We start from the raw sequence: 15,932 nt of genomic DNA, 5'->3' as shown, positions 1-15,932 counted from the left end.
TTCGGTGCCGCTGTAGAAGCAAAGCCGCGTTACGGGACTGTCATATTGATGGCACGCGGGATGGCAGTGCCCGCTTTATCCATTCGTACATGCCGAGAATACGCAGGATTTCAATCAACTTCATGCGCAACGGGGCCGGCACTGAGGCAAAACGCGGCGCCAGCCCGGCCCGCCGCGTCTTGGCGAGCGCCGCCCCGCGCGCGTAGGCGGCGCGGTGCAGGGTGACGCGCCCGGCAGCGCTGTCGAAACAGGCGAAACAGGCGCGCTGGTCCGTTCCGCGCGGCTCCCCCACCGTTCCGGGGTTCAGCAGATAGACCGCATCGGGCCGCAGCATCGCGCCGCCGTCCAGCGGGATCGACCGCACCGAGCCGTCGCGCCACTCCCACAGACCGGCGCGGTGCGTGTGGCCGAAGGCGCAGACCCGCACCCCCGAGGGATGCTCCGCCAAAGCCTGGAGGCTCAGGGCGCGCTTGGCGTCGTCATCCAGCCGCACCAGTTCCTTCCCCACCTCCGGGTGCAGGGCGCCGTGGACGGCGACCAGCGCGCCATCGACCACGGCGGTCAGCGGCAGGCCGGACAGGAAGGCGCGGCTCTCCTCGTCCAGCCTCCGCCGGGTCCACTCGACGGCGCGCGCCGCCGGACCGCTGAACCCCTCGGTCCCGATGACGCCGGTCACCGCCCGGTCATGGTTGCCGGCGATGCAGACCGCGCCCGCCTGCCGCAGCAGGGTGATGCAGGCGGCGGCATCGGTGTTGTAGCCGACGATGTCGCCCAGGCAGACGATGCGCTCCACCCCTTCGGCCCTGATGGCGTCGAGCGTCGCCTGCAAGGCCTCCAGATTGGCGTGGATGTCGGAGATCAGGGCGATCTTCATGGCTTCGCGGTCACGGCTTGGCGAGGCGGGGCGTGCGGGCGCCGCCGGAGAAGCGGGCGAGCAGCCGGTCCAGCTTCGGGCGCAGGAAGGGCATCGGGTCGTCGGGGGTGATCGCCTTCGCCTCGCACCGCGCGACCCAGGCGAGCCAGCGCGCCGTGGACAGGCCGCTGTCGCGCGCCGCCAGCCGGTCCTTGCTGATGTGGCACCAGCAGGCGCCGGGCCGCGCCTTGGCCGGGGCGGGGCGGGGGCGGCCGGTCAGGTCGGCATGGACGAGGGCCGGCAGGTTCACCCCGGCGACGGCGCCCAGATGGTGCCAAAGGTTGAAGCGCGGGTTGATCTCCAGCAGGTGCAGGCGGCCGTCGGGATCGCGCTTGAAATCGAACTTGGCGACGCCCGTAAGACCGATGCGGGCCGCGATCTCCCGGCCCAGCGCGGCGACATCGGCCCCCTCGCCGTCGATGTCGGTGATGGTCAGCGCGGTGCTGTGGCCGTAATCGACGGGGTAGGTCCTGATCTTGCGCCCGGTGAACTCGCCCGCCACGTTGCCGCCGGCATCGATGTAGACATGGTGGCTTTCGATCCGCGTCTCCGGTCCGGGGATCAGTTCCTGCGCCAGCAGGTCGATGCCGACCGGGATCAGCCGCGGCCAGAGCGCGCGCAACTCCTCCGGCCCCTCCAGCCGGATCGCCTTGCCCAGCCCTTCGATCTCGTCCCAGGGCGGACGGCGGGTCAACGGCTTGACGATGACGGGATAGCGCAGATCAAGGTCGGGGGCCTCGCTGCCCGGCAGCGGGCGCAGCCTCCGGGTGCGCGGAACCGGCAGGTCCAGCCGTTCCGCAAGCGCCTGGAAGCGGCCCTTGTCGACCAGCGTCTCGACCAGATCGCCGTCGGCGAGTGCGAAGCGGAAGACGGCGGCCAACCGGTCGCGATGGCGCGACGCCATCAGCAGCTGGGCATCCTCCTCCATATAGAGCACCGGCTTGTCGGGCTGGGCCGCCCCGAAACGCAGCAGCCGGTCCACGAGCGCGTCGTCGCAGCCGCCCTCCCAAGGGATCGTCCGTTCGGTGAAGCGGGAATGGGCGGTGGCGCCGCCGGGCGCGCCCACCACGGCGCAGCGGACACCCGCCAGCCCCAGCGGGCGAACCAGATCCATGTCGCCCAGCACGCAGGCCAGCGCTCCGGTCTTCCTCTTGCTCATTCGCACGCCTCCCCTTCAGATGCTTTTTGCCGGCGCGATCCAGCCGCGCAGCGACCGTTTGACCGCATCGACCATCAACCCGCGCGCCGAACGGCAATGGGCCTCCACCCGCCGGCTGACCCGGTCGGGGCCGAGCGTCAGCCAGTTCATCGGCTGTTCGGCATTGGACAGCAGCGGCTTGTGCCCGGCCGGGGTCGACATGAAGTCGTAGCAGTCCTCGCCGCGGGCCAGCGCGTCCTCGATCGCCAGCACATGGCTGAGCAATCCCGGCTTCAGCCGGTTGTCCGTCTCGAAGGCGAAGCCGCCCTGATAGTTCATGACCCGGTTGCGGTGGACGAAGTTGTAGAGATAGCCGATGGGCTGACCGCCGGCGCTGATCCGGCACAGACGCACCGCCCCGCTCGGCACGCCCCGCGCGATCAACTGTTCGTGGAAGGGGCGGAAGGCCGGGTTGGAGAAGGCTCCGGCCTGGCCGCGGGCCTGCCAGCCGGCCTGGTGCAGCACCTCCAGCCCGGCGAAATCGGCCAGCGCCTCCTCCACCGTCGCGGCGACGCGGTACTCCAGCCGGCCGCGGGCGCGGTAGAGCCGTTCGCTGCGGTTCACCGCCGCGCGCGTGTTGCGGCCGAGACCGGCGCGGAAATCGCCGCCCCTGGCTCTGACCGGCGCCAGATCCACCCACTGCGCGGAATCGGCGGTGCGGATCTGCAGCGAATGGCCGGTTCGCGCCGCCACGCGCCTCGCTGCGCGCTCCGCCGCCAGGGTCAGCCCGCCGAGAACCAGCTCGTCATTGGCGGAAAGCCGTGCGCCCAGCCAGTGCAGGGCGGTGTCCGTCACCTCGTCGCCGAGGCGGCGGTCGGCGAGAATGCCGTTGTATTCCATGAACAGCCGGTCATAACCGCGGTCGCCCGTCTCGTGCAGCATCCAGCAGCGGCCGGGCAGCAGGCCGAGACGCCGGCGGCGGCGCGGGCAGAGCACCGCCAGCCCGACCACGTCGCTCCCCCGCCGGGCAACCAGCAGCCGCGGCTCGATGCCCGCCGGCATCTGCGACAGCCATGGGCCGATCCAGGTCCAGGACAGGAAGAAGGAGGAGTCGGCGCGTGCCTCGAGATCCGTCCAGATCTGCGCCAGTACGGGCAGGGGAGGCAGCGGATGCAGGGCGATGTCGATTGCGGCCGTGGGTGAAGCGGTGGATTGGATGGCCGTGCCGGTCGCCGGGTCGATGGCGAAGCCGTCGGAGTCGGTGCGGGGCCAAATGCTCATCGGCGCGGCGTCTCCGGATAACATTCCCTGCCAAAAACAACACACTTGCGGCAGAAATGGTCCCGTCTACGCCGGAGACACCCAAAATCCTGCAAAGCGCGAAAGGAGGCCGCAAAAGATCACAACCTTATCCCAACGCGCCGGCCCGGTGGATAGGACCGGGCCGGCGGATAGGGTCAGCGCTTGATCGTATCGGCGGATTGGCCGAACAGGATCTTCTTGCTTTCGTCATTCACGGTGGGCGTGCCGCTGGGGTTCACGGCCTGGCCCTTTTCATAGGCGCGCACCACCGCGGGCCGCTCCTTGATCGCGTCGAACCAGCGCTTCAGGTTGGGGAAGCTGTCCAGATCCTGCTGCTGGCGCTGGTGCGGAACGATCCAGGGATAGCTGGCCATGTCGGCGATCGACAGTTCCGATCCGCCCAGGAACGCGTTGTCGGCAAGGCGCCTGTCCATCACGCCGTAGAGGCGGCCCGTCTCCTTGACGTAGCGCTCCATGGCGTAGGGGATGCGTTCCGGCGCGTACTGCACGAAATGGTGGTTCTGCCCGGCCATCGGGCCGAGACCGCCGACCTGCCAGAACAGCCATTCCAGCACCGTCTTCCGCCCACGCACGTCGCCGGGCAGGAACTTGCCGGTCTTCTCGGCCAGATAGACCAGGATGGCGCCGGATTCGAAGATGGTGATCGGCTCGCCGCCATCGGCCGGGGCGCGGTCGATGATCGCCGGCATGCGGTTGTTGGGCGAGAAGGCCAGGAACTCCGGCTTGAACTGGTCGCCCTTGGAGATGTTCACCGGCTCGAACCGGTAATCCAGCCCGGCTTCCTCCAGAAAGATCGTGATCTTGTGGCCGTTCGGCGTCGGCCAGAAATAAAGGTCGATCATCCCAAACCCTCCTGTGATTTTCGGGAAAGGTTAACCGCTTCCTCCCGGCTGGCAAGCCCGCGCCGACGCGGAGCAGCCCTTCGGTCCGTCGATCCCGGAATGGCCGGCCTTCCGGCCGAACGCGGCGACCGGGTGGACCTGGACCGCCCGCACGCGCTTTACTCCGCGCACGAAACAGCTGCGTGATGGAACAGGGTATGGACGATCTGCTGAATGGGGAGCCGGAATCGGGATTCCAGCGCCTGCTGGGTTACGCCCTGAGTCGCTGGGAAGAAGGGGAGGCGGAGCTGACGATGGCCATCGACGACCGCCACCTGAACCGGGCCGGGGTGGTGCATGGCGGGGTTCTGGCGACTCTTCTGGACACGGCTTCCGGATTCTCGGCGACATATTGCCCCTTCCCCGGCCGGGTGCGCCGGGTGGTGACGCTGTCGCTCTCGACGAGTTTCCTGGGACAGGCGCGCACCGGTACGCTGGTCGCAACCGGCCGGCTGCGCGGCGGCGGGCGCAAGATCGTCGGGGTGGCGGCGGAGATCCGCCACGGAGACACCGGTGCCCTGATCGCAACGTCGGAAGGCATGTTCAAATACCGGCCGGGCAGCGAAAACCGGGAGGGAACCGAGCTATGAGCGGACAACTGACCGTCGCGCGCCAGGGCCGCGTGATGGTGCTGACCATGGACGACGCGGCCACCAGGAACGCGCTGGGGCCGGAGATGATGGCCGCCGCCCGCGACGCGCTGAACCGGGCGGCCGAGGATTCGGGGGTGGGCGCCATCGTGCTGACCGGGGCCGGCGGCACGTTCTGTTCCGGCGGCAATCTGGGCCAGCTGCTCGGCAGCGCCAAGGCCGGCCCGGAGGCGACGCGCGGCAGCCTGGAGCTTTTCCATGGCTGGGCCCGCGCCATGCGCGCCTGCCCCAAGCCGGTGATCGCCGCGGTGGAGGGCTCTGCCGCCGGTGCGGGATTCTCGGTGGCGCTCGGCTGCGACCTGATCGTCGCGGCGGAGGATGCGGTGTTCACACTGGCTTATGTGAAGGTCGGGCTGAACCCGGACGGCGGCGCCTCCGCTTTCCTCGCCCGCGCCGCGACGCCGCAGCTGGTGGCCGAGATCATGTTCGAGGGCGGCAGGATCGGCGCGGCGCGGCTGGCGCAGCTCGCCATCGTCAACCGGGTGGTGGCGTCCGGCACCGCTCTCGCCGAGGCGATGGCCTGGGCGGAGCGGCTGGCCGACGGGCCGACGCTCGCCATCGGCCGGGCCAAGCGCCTGATTGAGAGCGGTTTCGGCGCGCCCGACGACCAGCTCGACCACGAGGCCGCCTTCTTCGTCGAAGCCCTGCACGGGGCGGAGGCGGCGGAGGGCATCGCCGCTTTCTTCGAAAAGCGGGCGCCCGATTACCCCCGCGGCTGAACAGGCCGTCAGGCCAGTAACGACAGGGTAGGCTCCGGCGGTGCGGGGGCGGCGTTTTCCAGGGAGCGGGCGATGTCGGACGGCGCGCCCGGCAAATGCAGCGGCTCCGCCCGGCCGGTGAAGTGAAGTTCCGTCCCGCCATCGGCCGTCGCCCGCAGATAGGCGACGGCGATGGGGTTCACCAGAACGGTATCCCCCGATATCTCTGTCAGTTCAACAAAGGCCATGTTTTCTTTCCTCTCACGCGTTCGAGTAAAACTGGCGGCAATGGTGTATGTTTCCAAGCCGGTTGTTCAGTAAGGCCGCATGGTCGGAAGGGGGTACTCCTTCGACCTCTTGAACGGGGCGGAACTGCGACAAACATGGGCGGTTCAGTGGATCGAAGCCGAACAAGGCTTCGAATTCCGGAAAGAGAGGGCTATAAGCCCGCTCGGTTGAATCAAGGGAGCACGCCGTCTTGAAGTTGCTTGTCGTCGAGGACGATCCGCTGATCGGTCCGGCCGTGAAGGCCGTTCTGGAGAATGCGGGCTATACCGTGGTCGGACCGTTGCGCGATGCCGCCAAGGCCGCGCGGGTCGGCGCCCGCGAATGTCCCGACCTGGCGCTGGTCGACGTCAATCTCTCGGGTGGAGAGAACGGCCTCGTCCTGGCCCGGCGGTTGTGGCAGGAGAACGGCATTCCGTCGCTTCTGATGACCGGTTTCGATCACCATGCGGCGGAGGCCCGCAGCTTCGCCATGGGCCTGCTGCGCAAGCCGGTGATGCCGGACGCGCTGGTCCAGGCCATCGGCGCCGCCGGGGAGATCCTGGGCGGGCTGCGCCCGTCCTCCAAGCCGGAGGCGCTGGAGATCTTCCAAGGTTCCGCCGCCTTTACCGCCAGCCTTCCCAAGATGCGCTCGGCCTGACCCCCAGCCCGAACGCCGTCCCGCGAAATCGCCCGCCCTTCGGCGGGCGTTTTTCGTTTCCGGTGCCTTCTGGCCCCGGCGCTTTCCGGCCAAGGCATCGGCGGACGATCGGGAAGCCGGGTGGAATTCGGCGCGATCATTCCGGCCCGTCGCTGTTGGTGGCATGGAATACGGAGACGGACCCGGCCAGCGGCTTACGGCTCATCGCCCATGACCCGGTCGGAGTCAGCCCTCGTATACGAAATTCGATGTCCCCAAACCAAGGCCGCCCGACCGCCGGCAGACTGGCGTCAATGGGCGGCACAGCGAAAGGAATCGTTATGAAGAGCCTGATGATCGGCGCCGCCACCGCTCTGGCCCTGATGGCCGCCCCGGCCTTCGCCGCCGACAGCAATTCGATCTCCGGCAGCCCGGCGGCCAACAGCGCCGGCTCGACCACCAACTCGAACCAGACCAACCCGCCTTGCACGGACAACAACCAGCTCGGCTGCGGCGGCATGGGCGGCGTGGACAGCAACAGCGCCGGTTCCAGCGGCTCCAGCGGCTCGACGACAGGCAGCGGTTCGATGACCGGCTCCGGTTCCTCCGGCTCGACCGGCGGCATGGGTGGCAACAGCCTGGGCAACAGCGGCTCGATGGGCACCGGCTCCGACGGTCCGGTCGGCACGCAGCAGCGCTCCGGTTCGATGGGCGGGGCCAGCGGCGGCTCCATGGGCGGTTCTTCGTCCCCGGGCACCGGCGGCACGGTCCGCTGACCCTAGGGATCGGACAGATGGGACGGGCGCGCGATCATTCGCGCGCCCTTTCCTTTTGCACCGGATGTCGATGGCCGGACAAATTCCCTCTCCCCTGGGGGAGGGGGAATTCACCCCTCGCGTGACAGCAACGCCACCGGCAAATCGGCGAACAGCGTCGCGGCGGAAACCGTTTCGCCGCCCTCCACCTCCGCCCCGGTCAGGCGGTTGCGCCAGCGGGTGCCGCGCGGCAGCGGGATGGCGGTGTCACCCCAGTCGGGATTCTCGCCCAACTGCGCGACCAGCCTAGGCACCGCCACCACCACCGTGTCGTCGCCCGCGCGGCGGGCATAGGCGACGACATGGTCGGCGCACTTGCCGGCCGCCTCCAGCGGCAGGTATTCGCCGGTGCCGAAGACCGCCGGCTTTTCCGTCCGCAGCGCCAGGGCCTGCCGGGTCACCGCCAGCTTCACCGCGCCGTCGGTCCAGCGCTCCAGAAGGGTGGGGACGGCGCCGCGCTCCACCAGATCCTCCACCTCCTCCAGCAGGGCGCGGCGGGCGTCGTAATCCACCGGCAGCCGGTTGTCGGGATCGACGAGGCTGAGGTTCCACAGCTCGCAGCCCTGATAGATGTCGGGGACGCCGGGGCTTGTCAGCTTCAGCAGGGTCTGGGACAGCCCGTTGACCATGCCGATGCGCGCCAACACCGCCTGGAAGGGCAGGAAGGCCTCAAGGAAGGCGTTGCGGCGGGTGACGTCCAGGGCGTCGTGGATGAAGCTGACGACCGCCCCCTCATAGGCTTCGTTGGGCGCCGCCCAGGTCGAATGGACCTTGGCCTCGCGCATCGACTTGGTCATGGCGCCGACGATGCGTTCCGCGAAGGCGGTCATCGCCGGCTGGTCGATCTGCTCGACCGTGGCGCCGGTCAGTTCCGTCGGCCAGGCGCCGAGCAGCAGCTGGTAGAACAGATACTCGTCGTTGCGGTCGGGCGGGGCGGTGCGCTCCACGTCGCCGCGGCGGGCGCGCAGCAGCCGGCTCCAGGTCTGGACCTGCCGCTCCCACTCCTCTGGCATCTCCGACAGGGCATAGAGACGGGCGCGGGTGTCCTCGCCGCGCTTGGTGTCGTGGGTGGTGCTGGCCAGCATGTTGCCGGCCCAGTTGCGGGCGCGGTCCTGGTTGGCGCGGTGGAAGGCGGAGATGCTGACGCCGAAATGGTCGGGATGGCCGCCGACCTCGTTCAGCGCCACCAGCCGGTTGTAGCGGTAGAAGGCGGTGTCCTCCAGCCCCTTGGCCATCACCGGCCCGCTGTACTGCTGGAAGCGCATGGCGAATCGCGTGACCTGCCGGTGGCTGTAGCCGCTCTTCGGCGCCGCCACCAGGTCGGTGGTCAGCAGCCGCTGCAGGAAATCATAGACCGAGCCGTCCGGCCCCTGTTCCGCCCGCCGCGCCCGGGAGATCGCCCAGTCGATGTCGCGGCGGTCCAGATCGCGCGGGGGCCCGCCGTCGACATAGGTGCGGTAGACCGGGAAGCGGGCGATGGTCTCCTTCAGTGCCTGATGCAGGATATTGGCGGTGAAATCGGCGGTGGCGGGGTTGGAGCGGGCGATGCGCGACGCCTTGCGCGACAGCACGTTCAGCTCGCTCGCCATCTCGCTTTCCATGATGCGGATCTTGCACTGCCGCACCACCTCCTCGAAATCGTCGCGGCGGCCGATGAAGTCGGCATAGAGGCGGGTGAAGGCCTCTTCCCCCTTGGGATCGACGAACAGGCCGCCCATCAGGTTGGCATATTCATAGCCGGTGGTGCCGTCGATCGGCCAATCCTCGCGCAGCCGCTCATGCCGGGCCAGGATCTTCTCCACCACCAGATAGAAAGGTTTGGAGGATGCCGCGACCAGCCGCTCGCAATAGCCCTTGGGGTCGATCAGCCCGTCGATGTGGTCGATGCGGATGCCGTCCAGCGTGCCGTCCTCCACCATCTTCAGCACCATGCGGTGGGCGAGGTCGAACAGCTCCGGCTCGTCCATCCGCAGGCCGGCCAGCTCGTTGATGTTGAAGAAGCGGCGGTAGTTGATGTCGTCGGCCGCCACCTTGAAATAGGCGACGCGCCAGTTCTGGCGGCCGATCAGCTCGTGCAGGTGGCTCCAGCTGTCGATCTCTCCCTGGTACCCGCGGAAGACGGACAGCCGCTGGTTGATCGCGTCGGCCACATCCGGCCGCGTCGCCACCAGGGTCGCCAGTTCTGCTTTCTGAACGCCGGCCCGCGCGATCTGATGGGGCCGGGCGTAGGCGAGATGGGCGAACGCGTCGCCGATGCGTTCCAGATCCGGGTGGTCGTTGCCCAGGATGGTGCCGTAATCCTGCGGCCGAACCGGCAGCTTGTGGGTGCCATAGGCCCAGACGGCGAAGCTGCCGGTCTCCGGATCGAAGCGAAGCTCCAGCCCACCCGACATCAGCACCGCGCCATACTGGTCGCCCAGGAAGGGCACCAGCAGCTTGCCATGCAGATAGCGGTAGTCCGATTCCCATTCGATGTCGAAATACCCGGCATACGGGCTGTCCGGTCCCCACTCCAGCACATTCAACCACCATTCGTTGTCGGCGCCGCCGACCCCCATGTGGTTCGGCACGAAGTCCAGGATCTGGCCGAGGTTGTTGCGCTTCAGCGCCTCCACCAGATCGTGGAAGCTGTTCTGGTCGCCGACCTCGGGGTTCAGCTCGTTGTGGTTGACGATGTCATAGCCGTGGGTGCTGCCCGGCCGCGCCTTCATGTAGGGGGAGGCGTAGAGATGGCTGACGCCCAGCCGGGCGATGTAGTCGGCGATGGCGGCTGTGCGGTCGAAGCCGAACTCGCCGTTCAGTTGGACCCGGTACGTCGCACGAGGGATCGGCTTGCCGGCGGCGGGGGCCATGGATGTTTGCTCCTGGGAGGGGGAAAGGGCGGAGGATGAAAGGCGGAGTGGGGAAGGGCTGCCGGCCGGGGTCATCTGCCGGCGGGCGGAGAGGGCGGGCGCGCCGCGGCCAGGATGGCGGCGACCGCCGCCGGCTCCGGCGCGTCGGCCAGCTCCTCCAGCGTCATCGACAGCTTGCGGCGCCAGTTGGGATACTGGTCGGTGGTGCCCGGCAGGTTGACCTGATCGCGCTCACGGGTCAGGTCGTCCAGCTGCGCCACCGCCAGCGCCGCGTTGGTGCGGGCAAGGAAGGCATGGACCGCATGGTCCAGCGTGTCGTCATAGGGGCTGTCCGCCCCAAAGCCGGCGGGCAGGGCGATCTCGGCGGCGCGCAGGGCGTCGAGCAGGGCGTTGCGGTCGGCCGACCGGCGGCCGCGCTGCTTTTCCTCCTCGTCCGCGGCCGGATAGAGTCCCTTCTCCGCCTTCAGCGTGATGTCGTCGCCCTCCCACCAGCCGCGCAGCGTGGCGAGGTCGTGGCTCCCGACGGTGGCGAGTGCCAGTTCCGGATACTCGTCCGGTCCCTTGAAGGCGCCGTCCCCGGTCCACTCGAAGAAGACGACGCGGTAGCTCAACACCCCGGCCTCGGTCATCCGCTCGCGGAATCCCTCCGGCACGGTGCCCAGATCCTCGCCGACGACGAGGCAGCGCTGACGCTGGCTCTCCAGCGCCAGGATGCCCAGCAGATCTTCCATCGGATAGGCGACATAGGCGCCTTCGCCCGGCGGATGGCCGTCGGGGATCCAGTAGACATGCTGAAGCGCCATGGCGTGGTCGATACGCAGCGCGCCGGCATGGCGCATGTTGGCGCGGACCAGATCGATGAAGGGCTGATAGCCGGCCTCGCGCAACGCCCGCGGATGGAAGGGCGGCAGGCCCCAATCCTGCCCGGCCGGATTGAACATGTCGGGCGGGGCGCCGACATGGGCGGCGTCGACCACCGCCTGCGGAGTCATCCAGGTTTCCGCCCCGGCGGCATCGGCCCCGACCGCGAGGTCGCGGTAGAAGCCGATCGTCATGCCCAACGCCGCCGCCCGCTCCGCCGCCGCGCGCAGCTGGTCGTCCGCCAGCCATTGCAGCCAGGCGAAATAGGCGATGCGGTCGGCATGCTCCCTGGCGAACCGCGCCACCGCCGGTGCCGCCGCATCGTGGAACTCCGCCGGCCACCGGTGCCAGTCCGCCTTGCCCTCCGCTGCGAAGCGTTCCCGCAGGGCCTGGAAGGTGGCGAAGCGCTCCAGCCCGATGCCGCCTTCCATCCAGAAAGCGTCGAAGGCGGCGCGGCGTTCCGGCTTGGCCGAGTTCTGGAAGCTGGCGAACAGCTTTTCCAGGATCGGCAGCTTCAGCTTGGACACCGCCGTGTAATCGACATTCGCGGAGGCGCGTGCCGCGTCCAGCGCCTGCCGGAACTCGGGCGACGCAACCTCCCGGCGCAGTTCGGCATCGTCGAGGAATTCCGGCACCGCGGTGATATCGATGTAGAGCGGGTTCAGGTACAGCCGGCTGGCCGGGGAATAGGGGCTGGCATGTTCGGGGTTGTCGAGGAACAGGGCATGCAGCGGGTTCAGCCCGACCACCGCCGCTCCCCTTGCTGCGGCGATGTCGGCCAGCGTCCGCAGGTCGCCGAAATCGCCGATGCCCCAGTCATGGTCGCTGCGCAGGGTGTAGAGCTGCGCCGACAGCCCCCACAGCTTCTCCCCCACCAGCATCGGCGTCGGCAGATGGCAGCGGGCCGGCGCCAGGATCAGCCGGGTTTCCGCCTCGCCATGCTCCGTCTCCACCCGCAGCGTGTGGTAGCCGGCCTTGTCCAGCTTGCCCAGCGGCAGGCGCCGCTCGGCATAGGTCACGTCGCCGACGGTGATGCAGCGGCAGCGCGGCAGGCTGCCGAAGCCGACCACTCCGCTCTGGGTTTCCCCGCTTTCCAGCGTCAGGGTGTAGCGCAGGGTGCGGGTGCCGTGGGGGAGGACGACCGGCGCCGTCACCGCCTCTCCCGCCCGGCGGACCACCACCGGGGGCAGGGGGCGGGCATACTCCTCCTCGTCCAGCCGGTCGAGCAGGGCAAGCGCGGCGGCCTCGTCACCGGCCTCCACGCCCATCGCCGATAGCAGGGCGCGGATGGTCTCCTCGCTGGCCGTCACCGTCTCCCCGGCGGCATTGTCGAAGGAGCGCTCGATGCCCATGCGGTCGGCCAGCCGGTCGAGCGCCGACGCTTCCTCCAGCCACAGCACCACCGACCAGGGGGCGAGCGTGTCGCCCGTCAGCCCGTCGCCCTCCGTCCACAGCACGCGGCCGGACGCCTCGGGGAAGCCGGATGCCGGCGTATCGGCCAGATTGGCGAAGGCATGCAGGCGGCTGCCGTCGCCCAGCTTCCAGCAGACGGTCAGGCCGGTCCTGCCGACGACGCCATGGCTGGACGCTCCGCCCGGAACGCCGTCCAGCCGCGGCACGATCTCCGCCCGGCGCAGGGCCAGGGCGCGGCGGTACCAGTCGAGCCACTCCGCATGTTCGGGCTTCCCGCGCGCCTCCCAATCCAGCTTGGCCGATTCCGCCGTTTCCGGCGCGGTGGGGTCGGGGATGCGGGCGCGGGCGTCCGGGTCCTGGAATTCGGGGAATTTGGCGAACTCCTCCGCCCGGCCCTTGCGCACCGCCTCGGCCAGTTCCTCGCCGAAGTCGCAGAAGAAGGGAAAGGGCTTGGCCGAGGCCCATTCCTCGCCCATGAACAGCATGGGGATGCCGGGGCCCAGCAGATAGAGGATGGTCGCGGCGCGCACGGCCTCGGGCCTGGCGATGTGCGAGATGCGCTCGCCGAAGGCGCGGTTGCCGATCTGGTCGTGGTTCTGGATGAAGGTGACGAAGGCGGTGGGGGGCAGATGCGCCGACGGCTCCCCGCGCAGCTCGCCGTCGCGGTAGGCCGACGGGTCGCCCTGGAAGGCGAAGCCCTCCGCCAGGGCGCGGCCCCACTTCGCCGGATCCCGGGCGTAGTCGGTGTAATAGCCGCCGCCCTCGCCGGTCGCCGCGCTGTGCAGGCAATGGTGCAGGTCGTCGTTCCACTGGGCGGAGTGCCAGCGCGGATCGCCCTCGCGGTGGCGGGCCAGGAAGCGCGCCTGGTTGGCGTCGTTCTCCAGCACCAGATGGACGTGGCGCTGGTTCTGGAAGTGGGCGTGCACCCGCTCGGCCAGCTCCTCCAGCACATGGCGGTCGCTGTCGTCGATGATGGCGTGGACGGCGTCCAGCCGCAGGCCGTCGAGGTGGTATTCCTCCAGCCAATACAGCGCGTTGTGGATGAAGAAGTCGCGCACCGGCCCGCTGCGCTCGCCGTCGACGTTGATCGCGGCGCCCCAGGGCGTCTTGTGGCGGTCGGTGAAGAAGCTGCCGGCGAAGGCGTGGAGATAGTTCCCCTCCGGCCCGAAATGGTTGTAGACGACATCGAGGAAGACCATCAGCCCGCGGGCATGCGCCTCCTGCACCAGGGTCTTCAGATCCTCCGGCCGGCCATAGGCGCTGTCGGGCGCGAAAGGCAGCACGCCGTCATAGCCCCAGTTTCGCGAACCGGGGAAATCGGCCACCGGCATCAGCTCGATCGCGGTGACGCCCAGTTCGACCAGATCGTCCAGCCGGTCGATGGCCGACAGGAAGGTGCCCTCGGGCGTGAAGGTGCCGACATGCAGCTCGTACAGCACCGTCTCGTGCCAGGGACGGCCGGTCCAGGCGGCATCGGTCCAGGCATGGACGCCGGGGTCGATCACCTCGGACAGGCCATGCACGTCGTCCGGCTGGAAGCGGGAGGCCGGATCCGGCACCGCCAGCCCATCCGGCAGGACGAAGCGGTAGCGGCTGCCGGCCTGCGCCCGCGCGGTGGTCAGGCTGAACCAGCCGTTCCCCTGTTCCTCCATCGCCACCGGCTGGCCGCCATCGTCGAGCGACAGCAGCACCGACGCCGCCGACGGCGCCCAGAGGGAGAAGCGGACGGAGCCGTCGGCCTGCACCTCCGCCCCGAAGGGCATGGAATGGCAGCGGCGGCGCTCGTCCACCGGGGCGATGCGGTCGCGGTCGCGGCTGGCGATCTCCGGCCCGGCATCGGCGCGGATGATGGCGGTGACGCCGGCCAGCGGAATCGCCACCCATCCCGGCCGGTTGGCAAGCTCGTAGCCGACCTCGTACAGCGCCTTTTCCAGCAGGAACAGCTTCAGCAGCGCCGGGGCCGCGTGCGGGTCGCGCGGGAAGCCGGGGCAATCGCCGATGGCGCCGCGGTAGCCGTCGAGGAAGGCGGCCGACGCCGCCCCCTCCCACCAGGACAGCCAGGCGGTGCGGGCATCGCGTGACGGCTCGTCGATGTCGGCCGGAATCGCGGCGCGGGCCATGGCGGCGGCATAGGCGATGGAGCGCAGCATCCCGGCGACGTCGCGCAGGATGCAGTGCTTGGCCCGCCGTTCGGCCAGCGGACGCATCGGCTCGCCTTCGAAATCGACGATCTGCACGTCGCCGCGCGACACCAGCACCTGCCCCAGGTGATAGTCGCCGTGCAGGCGCATGGCGCTGAGATCGGCGGCCGCGGGGATCAGCGCGTCGATCTGGGCCATCATCGCCGCCTCGCTGGCGGCCAGCGCCGCAGCCTGGGGCGCGATGGCGGGATCCAGCGTCGGCGCTGCGGCGCGCAGCCGTTCCAGCACCTGCTTCGCCAGAGCGCGCACGCCGCCCGCCCATTCCTTCAGCCGCTCCGCCGTCGCCGGCTCGGGCGTGAAGGCGTCGCCGCCGCCGGGGGTGGCGAGCGCGCGGTGCATCTCCGCCGTCCGCTGGCCGAGAAGGCGCAGGAAGGCGACGCTGTCGGCATCGGCGGCCCGCGCGGCATCGCCGTCCTCGAAACGGGCGACGCGGTCGTTCAGATAGCCGGTGACATGGCCCCAGGCATCCTTGGCCTCCGGCACCAGCTCCTGCATCACGCACAGGGTGGTGGAGCCGGAGCTGTTGGCCCGTTCGACCCAGCCCAGCAGGGCCGGGGAGTTGGGGAACTGCGCCACCTCGGTGAGGAAGCGGCTGACCTCCAGTTCGGGATGGATGCCGGGTTCCAGCTTGCGCAGGCCCTTCAGGATGGCCGCGTCGCCGATGCGGATGGAGGTGTTGGACTGCTCCGCCGTCATCCGGTGCAGCGCGGCGTCCGCGTGCAGCCTGTCGCCCAGCGCTTTGCAGGCGCGCGTATGGCCGGCGGTGAGGCCGGGGGACAGGGATGTTTCCCCCGCCTCCAGGTCGCGGTTCAGGATGGCGCCCAGCAGCGCCCTGACCACGCCGTCATCGGCATAGCCGTCGCGCAGGCGGCCTGCGAGCAACAGTTCCTCGGTTCCCCCGATCAACGACGGATCCTCGCCCGTGCCGCGGTCGAGGGTTAGGGGAAGCTGATAGAGTTGGGGCTCCCGCCCCGGCGGCTCGACGCGCAGCAGGCAGAGCTGCGCCTGCGATCCTCCGGCCAGGGGCAGCGGCAGGGCATCGACGATGCGCACCACCGGCCGGCCGGCGTCCTTGGCCGCATACCAGCGGCGGGTCAGCAGATGATCCGGCAGCAGGGAGTCCTGGAGGCGCGCCAGGATCTCGCCTTCCAGAGGGCTCGCCAGGACATTCGAGTGGACATGTTGCTGCGGCGCGGTGGGCACGAGGGCTCCTCCCCTGTTGAGCGCTGGGTGGCACGTCGCTCAAACAGCACGGAGGGAAGGAGTTCCCGCACCCGCGAAGC

Annotated in this window: 11 protein-coding genes; 4 read left to right on the top strand and 7 right to left on the bottom strand. The window is 69.5% G+C overall.

Annotation, left to right across the window (positions count from 1 at the left end; all coding sequences use genetic code 11):
- Positions 1-40: 40 nt before the first annotated feature.
- The 4 genes from DM194_RS13540 to DM194_RS13525 form a co-directional block, all read right to left on the bottom strand.
- Entirely contained in the window at positions 41-874 is an 834-nt protein-coding gene (locus DM194_RS13540; RefSeq protein ID WP_111068126.1) for a metallophosphoesterase family protein, read from the bottom strand.
- Between the two features lie 10 nt (positions 875-884).
- On the bottom strand, positions 885-2,072 hold the full coding sequence (locus DM194_RS13535) for a carboxylate--amine ligase (protein WP_111068125.1): 1,188 nt from the start codon (positions 2,070-2,072) through the stop codon (positions 885-887).
- A gap of 15 nt (positions 2,073-2,087) precedes the next feature.
- Positions 2,088-3,332 (bottom strand): GNAT family N-acetyltransferase, encoded by a 1,245-nt coding sequence (locus DM194_RS13530; protein WP_111068124.1) that lies wholly within the window; start codon positions 3,330-3,332, stop codon positions 2,088-2,090.
- Between the two features lie 176 nt (positions 3,333-3,508).
- Entirely contained in the window at positions 3,509-4,216 is a 708-nt protein-coding gene (locus DM194_RS13525) for a glutathione binding-like protein (protein WP_111068123.1), read from the bottom strand.
- 185 nt (positions 4,217-4,401) lie between these two features.
- On the opposite strand from DM194_RS13525, the gene DM194_RS13520 reads away from it, so the two are divergent.
- Together DM194_RS13520 and DM194_RS13515 are read left to right on the top strand one after the other, a co-directional pair.
- Positions 4,402-4,845 carry a PaaI family thioesterase gene (locus DM194_RS13520; protein ID WP_111068122.1) on the top strand — a complete coding sequence of 148 codons (444 nt, stop codon included), beginning with the start codon at positions 4,402-4,404 and terminating at the stop codon, positions 4,843-4,845.
- Positions 4,842-5,624: an oxepin-CoA hydrolase, alternative type gene (locus tag DM194_RS13515; RefSeq protein ID WP_111068121.1), complete on the top strand. Its 783-nt coding sequence runs from the start codon at positions 4,842-4,844 to the stop codon at positions 5,622-5,624. The genes DM194_RS13520 and DM194_RS13515 overlap by 4 nt, the downstream gene beginning before the upstream one ends.
- 8 nt (positions 5,625-5,632) lie before the next feature.
- Here DM194_RS13515 and DM194_RS13510 read toward each other — a convergent pair whose 3' ends face one another.
- Complete coding sequence (locus DM194_RS13510; protein ID WP_111068120.1) at positions 5,633-5,851, bottom strand: hypothetical protein; 219 nt, start codon at positions 5,849-5,851, stop codon at positions 5,633-5,635.
- Between the two features lie 230 nt (positions 5,852-6,081).
- Between DM194_RS13510 and DM194_RS13505 the strand changes: the two genes are divergently transcribed.
- Both DM194_RS13505 and DM194_RS13500 read left to right on the top strand, forming a co-directional pair.
- Entirely contained in the window at positions 6,082-6,528 is a 447-nt protein-coding gene (locus DM194_RS13505) for a response regulator (RefSeq protein ID WP_111068119.1), read from the top strand.
- A gap of 320 nt (positions 6,529-6,848) precedes the next feature.
- Positions 6,849-7,283 (top strand): hypothetical protein, encoded by a 435-nt coding sequence (locus DM194_RS13500; protein ID WP_111068118.1) that lies wholly within the window; start codon positions 6,849-6,851, stop codon positions 7,281-7,283.
- A gap of 110 nt (positions 7,284-7,393) precedes the next feature.
- Here DM194_RS13500 and treY read toward each other — a convergent pair whose 3' ends face one another.
- Entirely contained in the window at positions 7,394-10,174 is a 2,781-nt protein-coding gene (gene treY / locus DM194_RS13495; protein WP_111068117.1) for a malto-oligosyltrehalose synthase, read from the bottom strand.
- A 71-nt stretch (positions 10,175-10,245) separates the two neighbouring features.
- Entirely contained in the window at positions 10,246-15,852 is a 5,607-nt protein-coding gene (gene treZ / locus DM194_RS13490; RefSeq protein WP_111068116.1) for a malto-oligosyltrehalose trehalohydrolase, read from the bottom strand.
- Positions 15,853-15,932 lie beyond the last annotated feature (80 nt).

The organism is Azospirillum ramasamyi (genome assembly GCF_003233655.1).
GTDB classification, from domain to species: Bacteria; Pseudomonadota; Alphaproteobacteria; order Azospirillales; family Azospirillaceae; genus Azospirillum; species Azospirillum ramasamyi.
Note: the sequence above shows the minus strand (reverse complement) of the source record. Positions and strands in the feature narration are given on the sequence as shown.

Coding starts and splice junctions, on each gene's coding strand:
- DM194_RS13530 (WP_111068124.1), bottom strand. CDS start 3,332: ATGAGCATTTGGCCCCGCACCGACTCCGACGGCTTCGCCATCGACCCG.
- DM194_RS13520 (WP_111068122.1), top strand. CDS start 4,402: ATGGAACAGGGTATGGACGATCTGCTGAATGGGGAGCCGGAATCGGGA.
- treY (WP_111068117.1), bottom strand. CDS start 10,174: ATGGCCCCCGCCGCCGGCAAGCCGATCCCTCGTGCGACGTACCGGGTC.
- DM194_RS13525 (WP_111068123.1), bottom strand. CDS start 4,216: ATGATCGACCTTTATTTCTGGCCGACGCCGAACGGCCACAAGATCACG.
- DM194_RS13540 (WP_111068126.1), bottom strand. CDS start 874: ATGAAGATCGCCCTGATCTCCGACATCCACGCCAATCTGGAGGCCTTG.
- DM194_RS13535 (WP_111068125.1), bottom strand. CDS start 2,072: ATGAGCAAGAGGAAGACCGGAGCGCTGGCCTGCGTGCTGGGCGACATG.
- DM194_RS13510 (WP_111068120.1), bottom strand. CDS start 5,851: ATGGCCTTTGTTGAACTGACAGAGATATCGGGGGATACCGTTCTGGTG.
- DM194_RS13515 (WP_111068121.1), top strand. CDS start 4,842: ATGAGCGGACAACTGACCGTCGCGCGCCAGGGCCGCGTGATGGTGCTG.
- DM194_RS13500 (WP_111068118.1), top strand. CDS start 6,849: ATGAAGAGCCTGATGATCGGCGCCGCCACCGCTCTGGCCCTGATGGCC.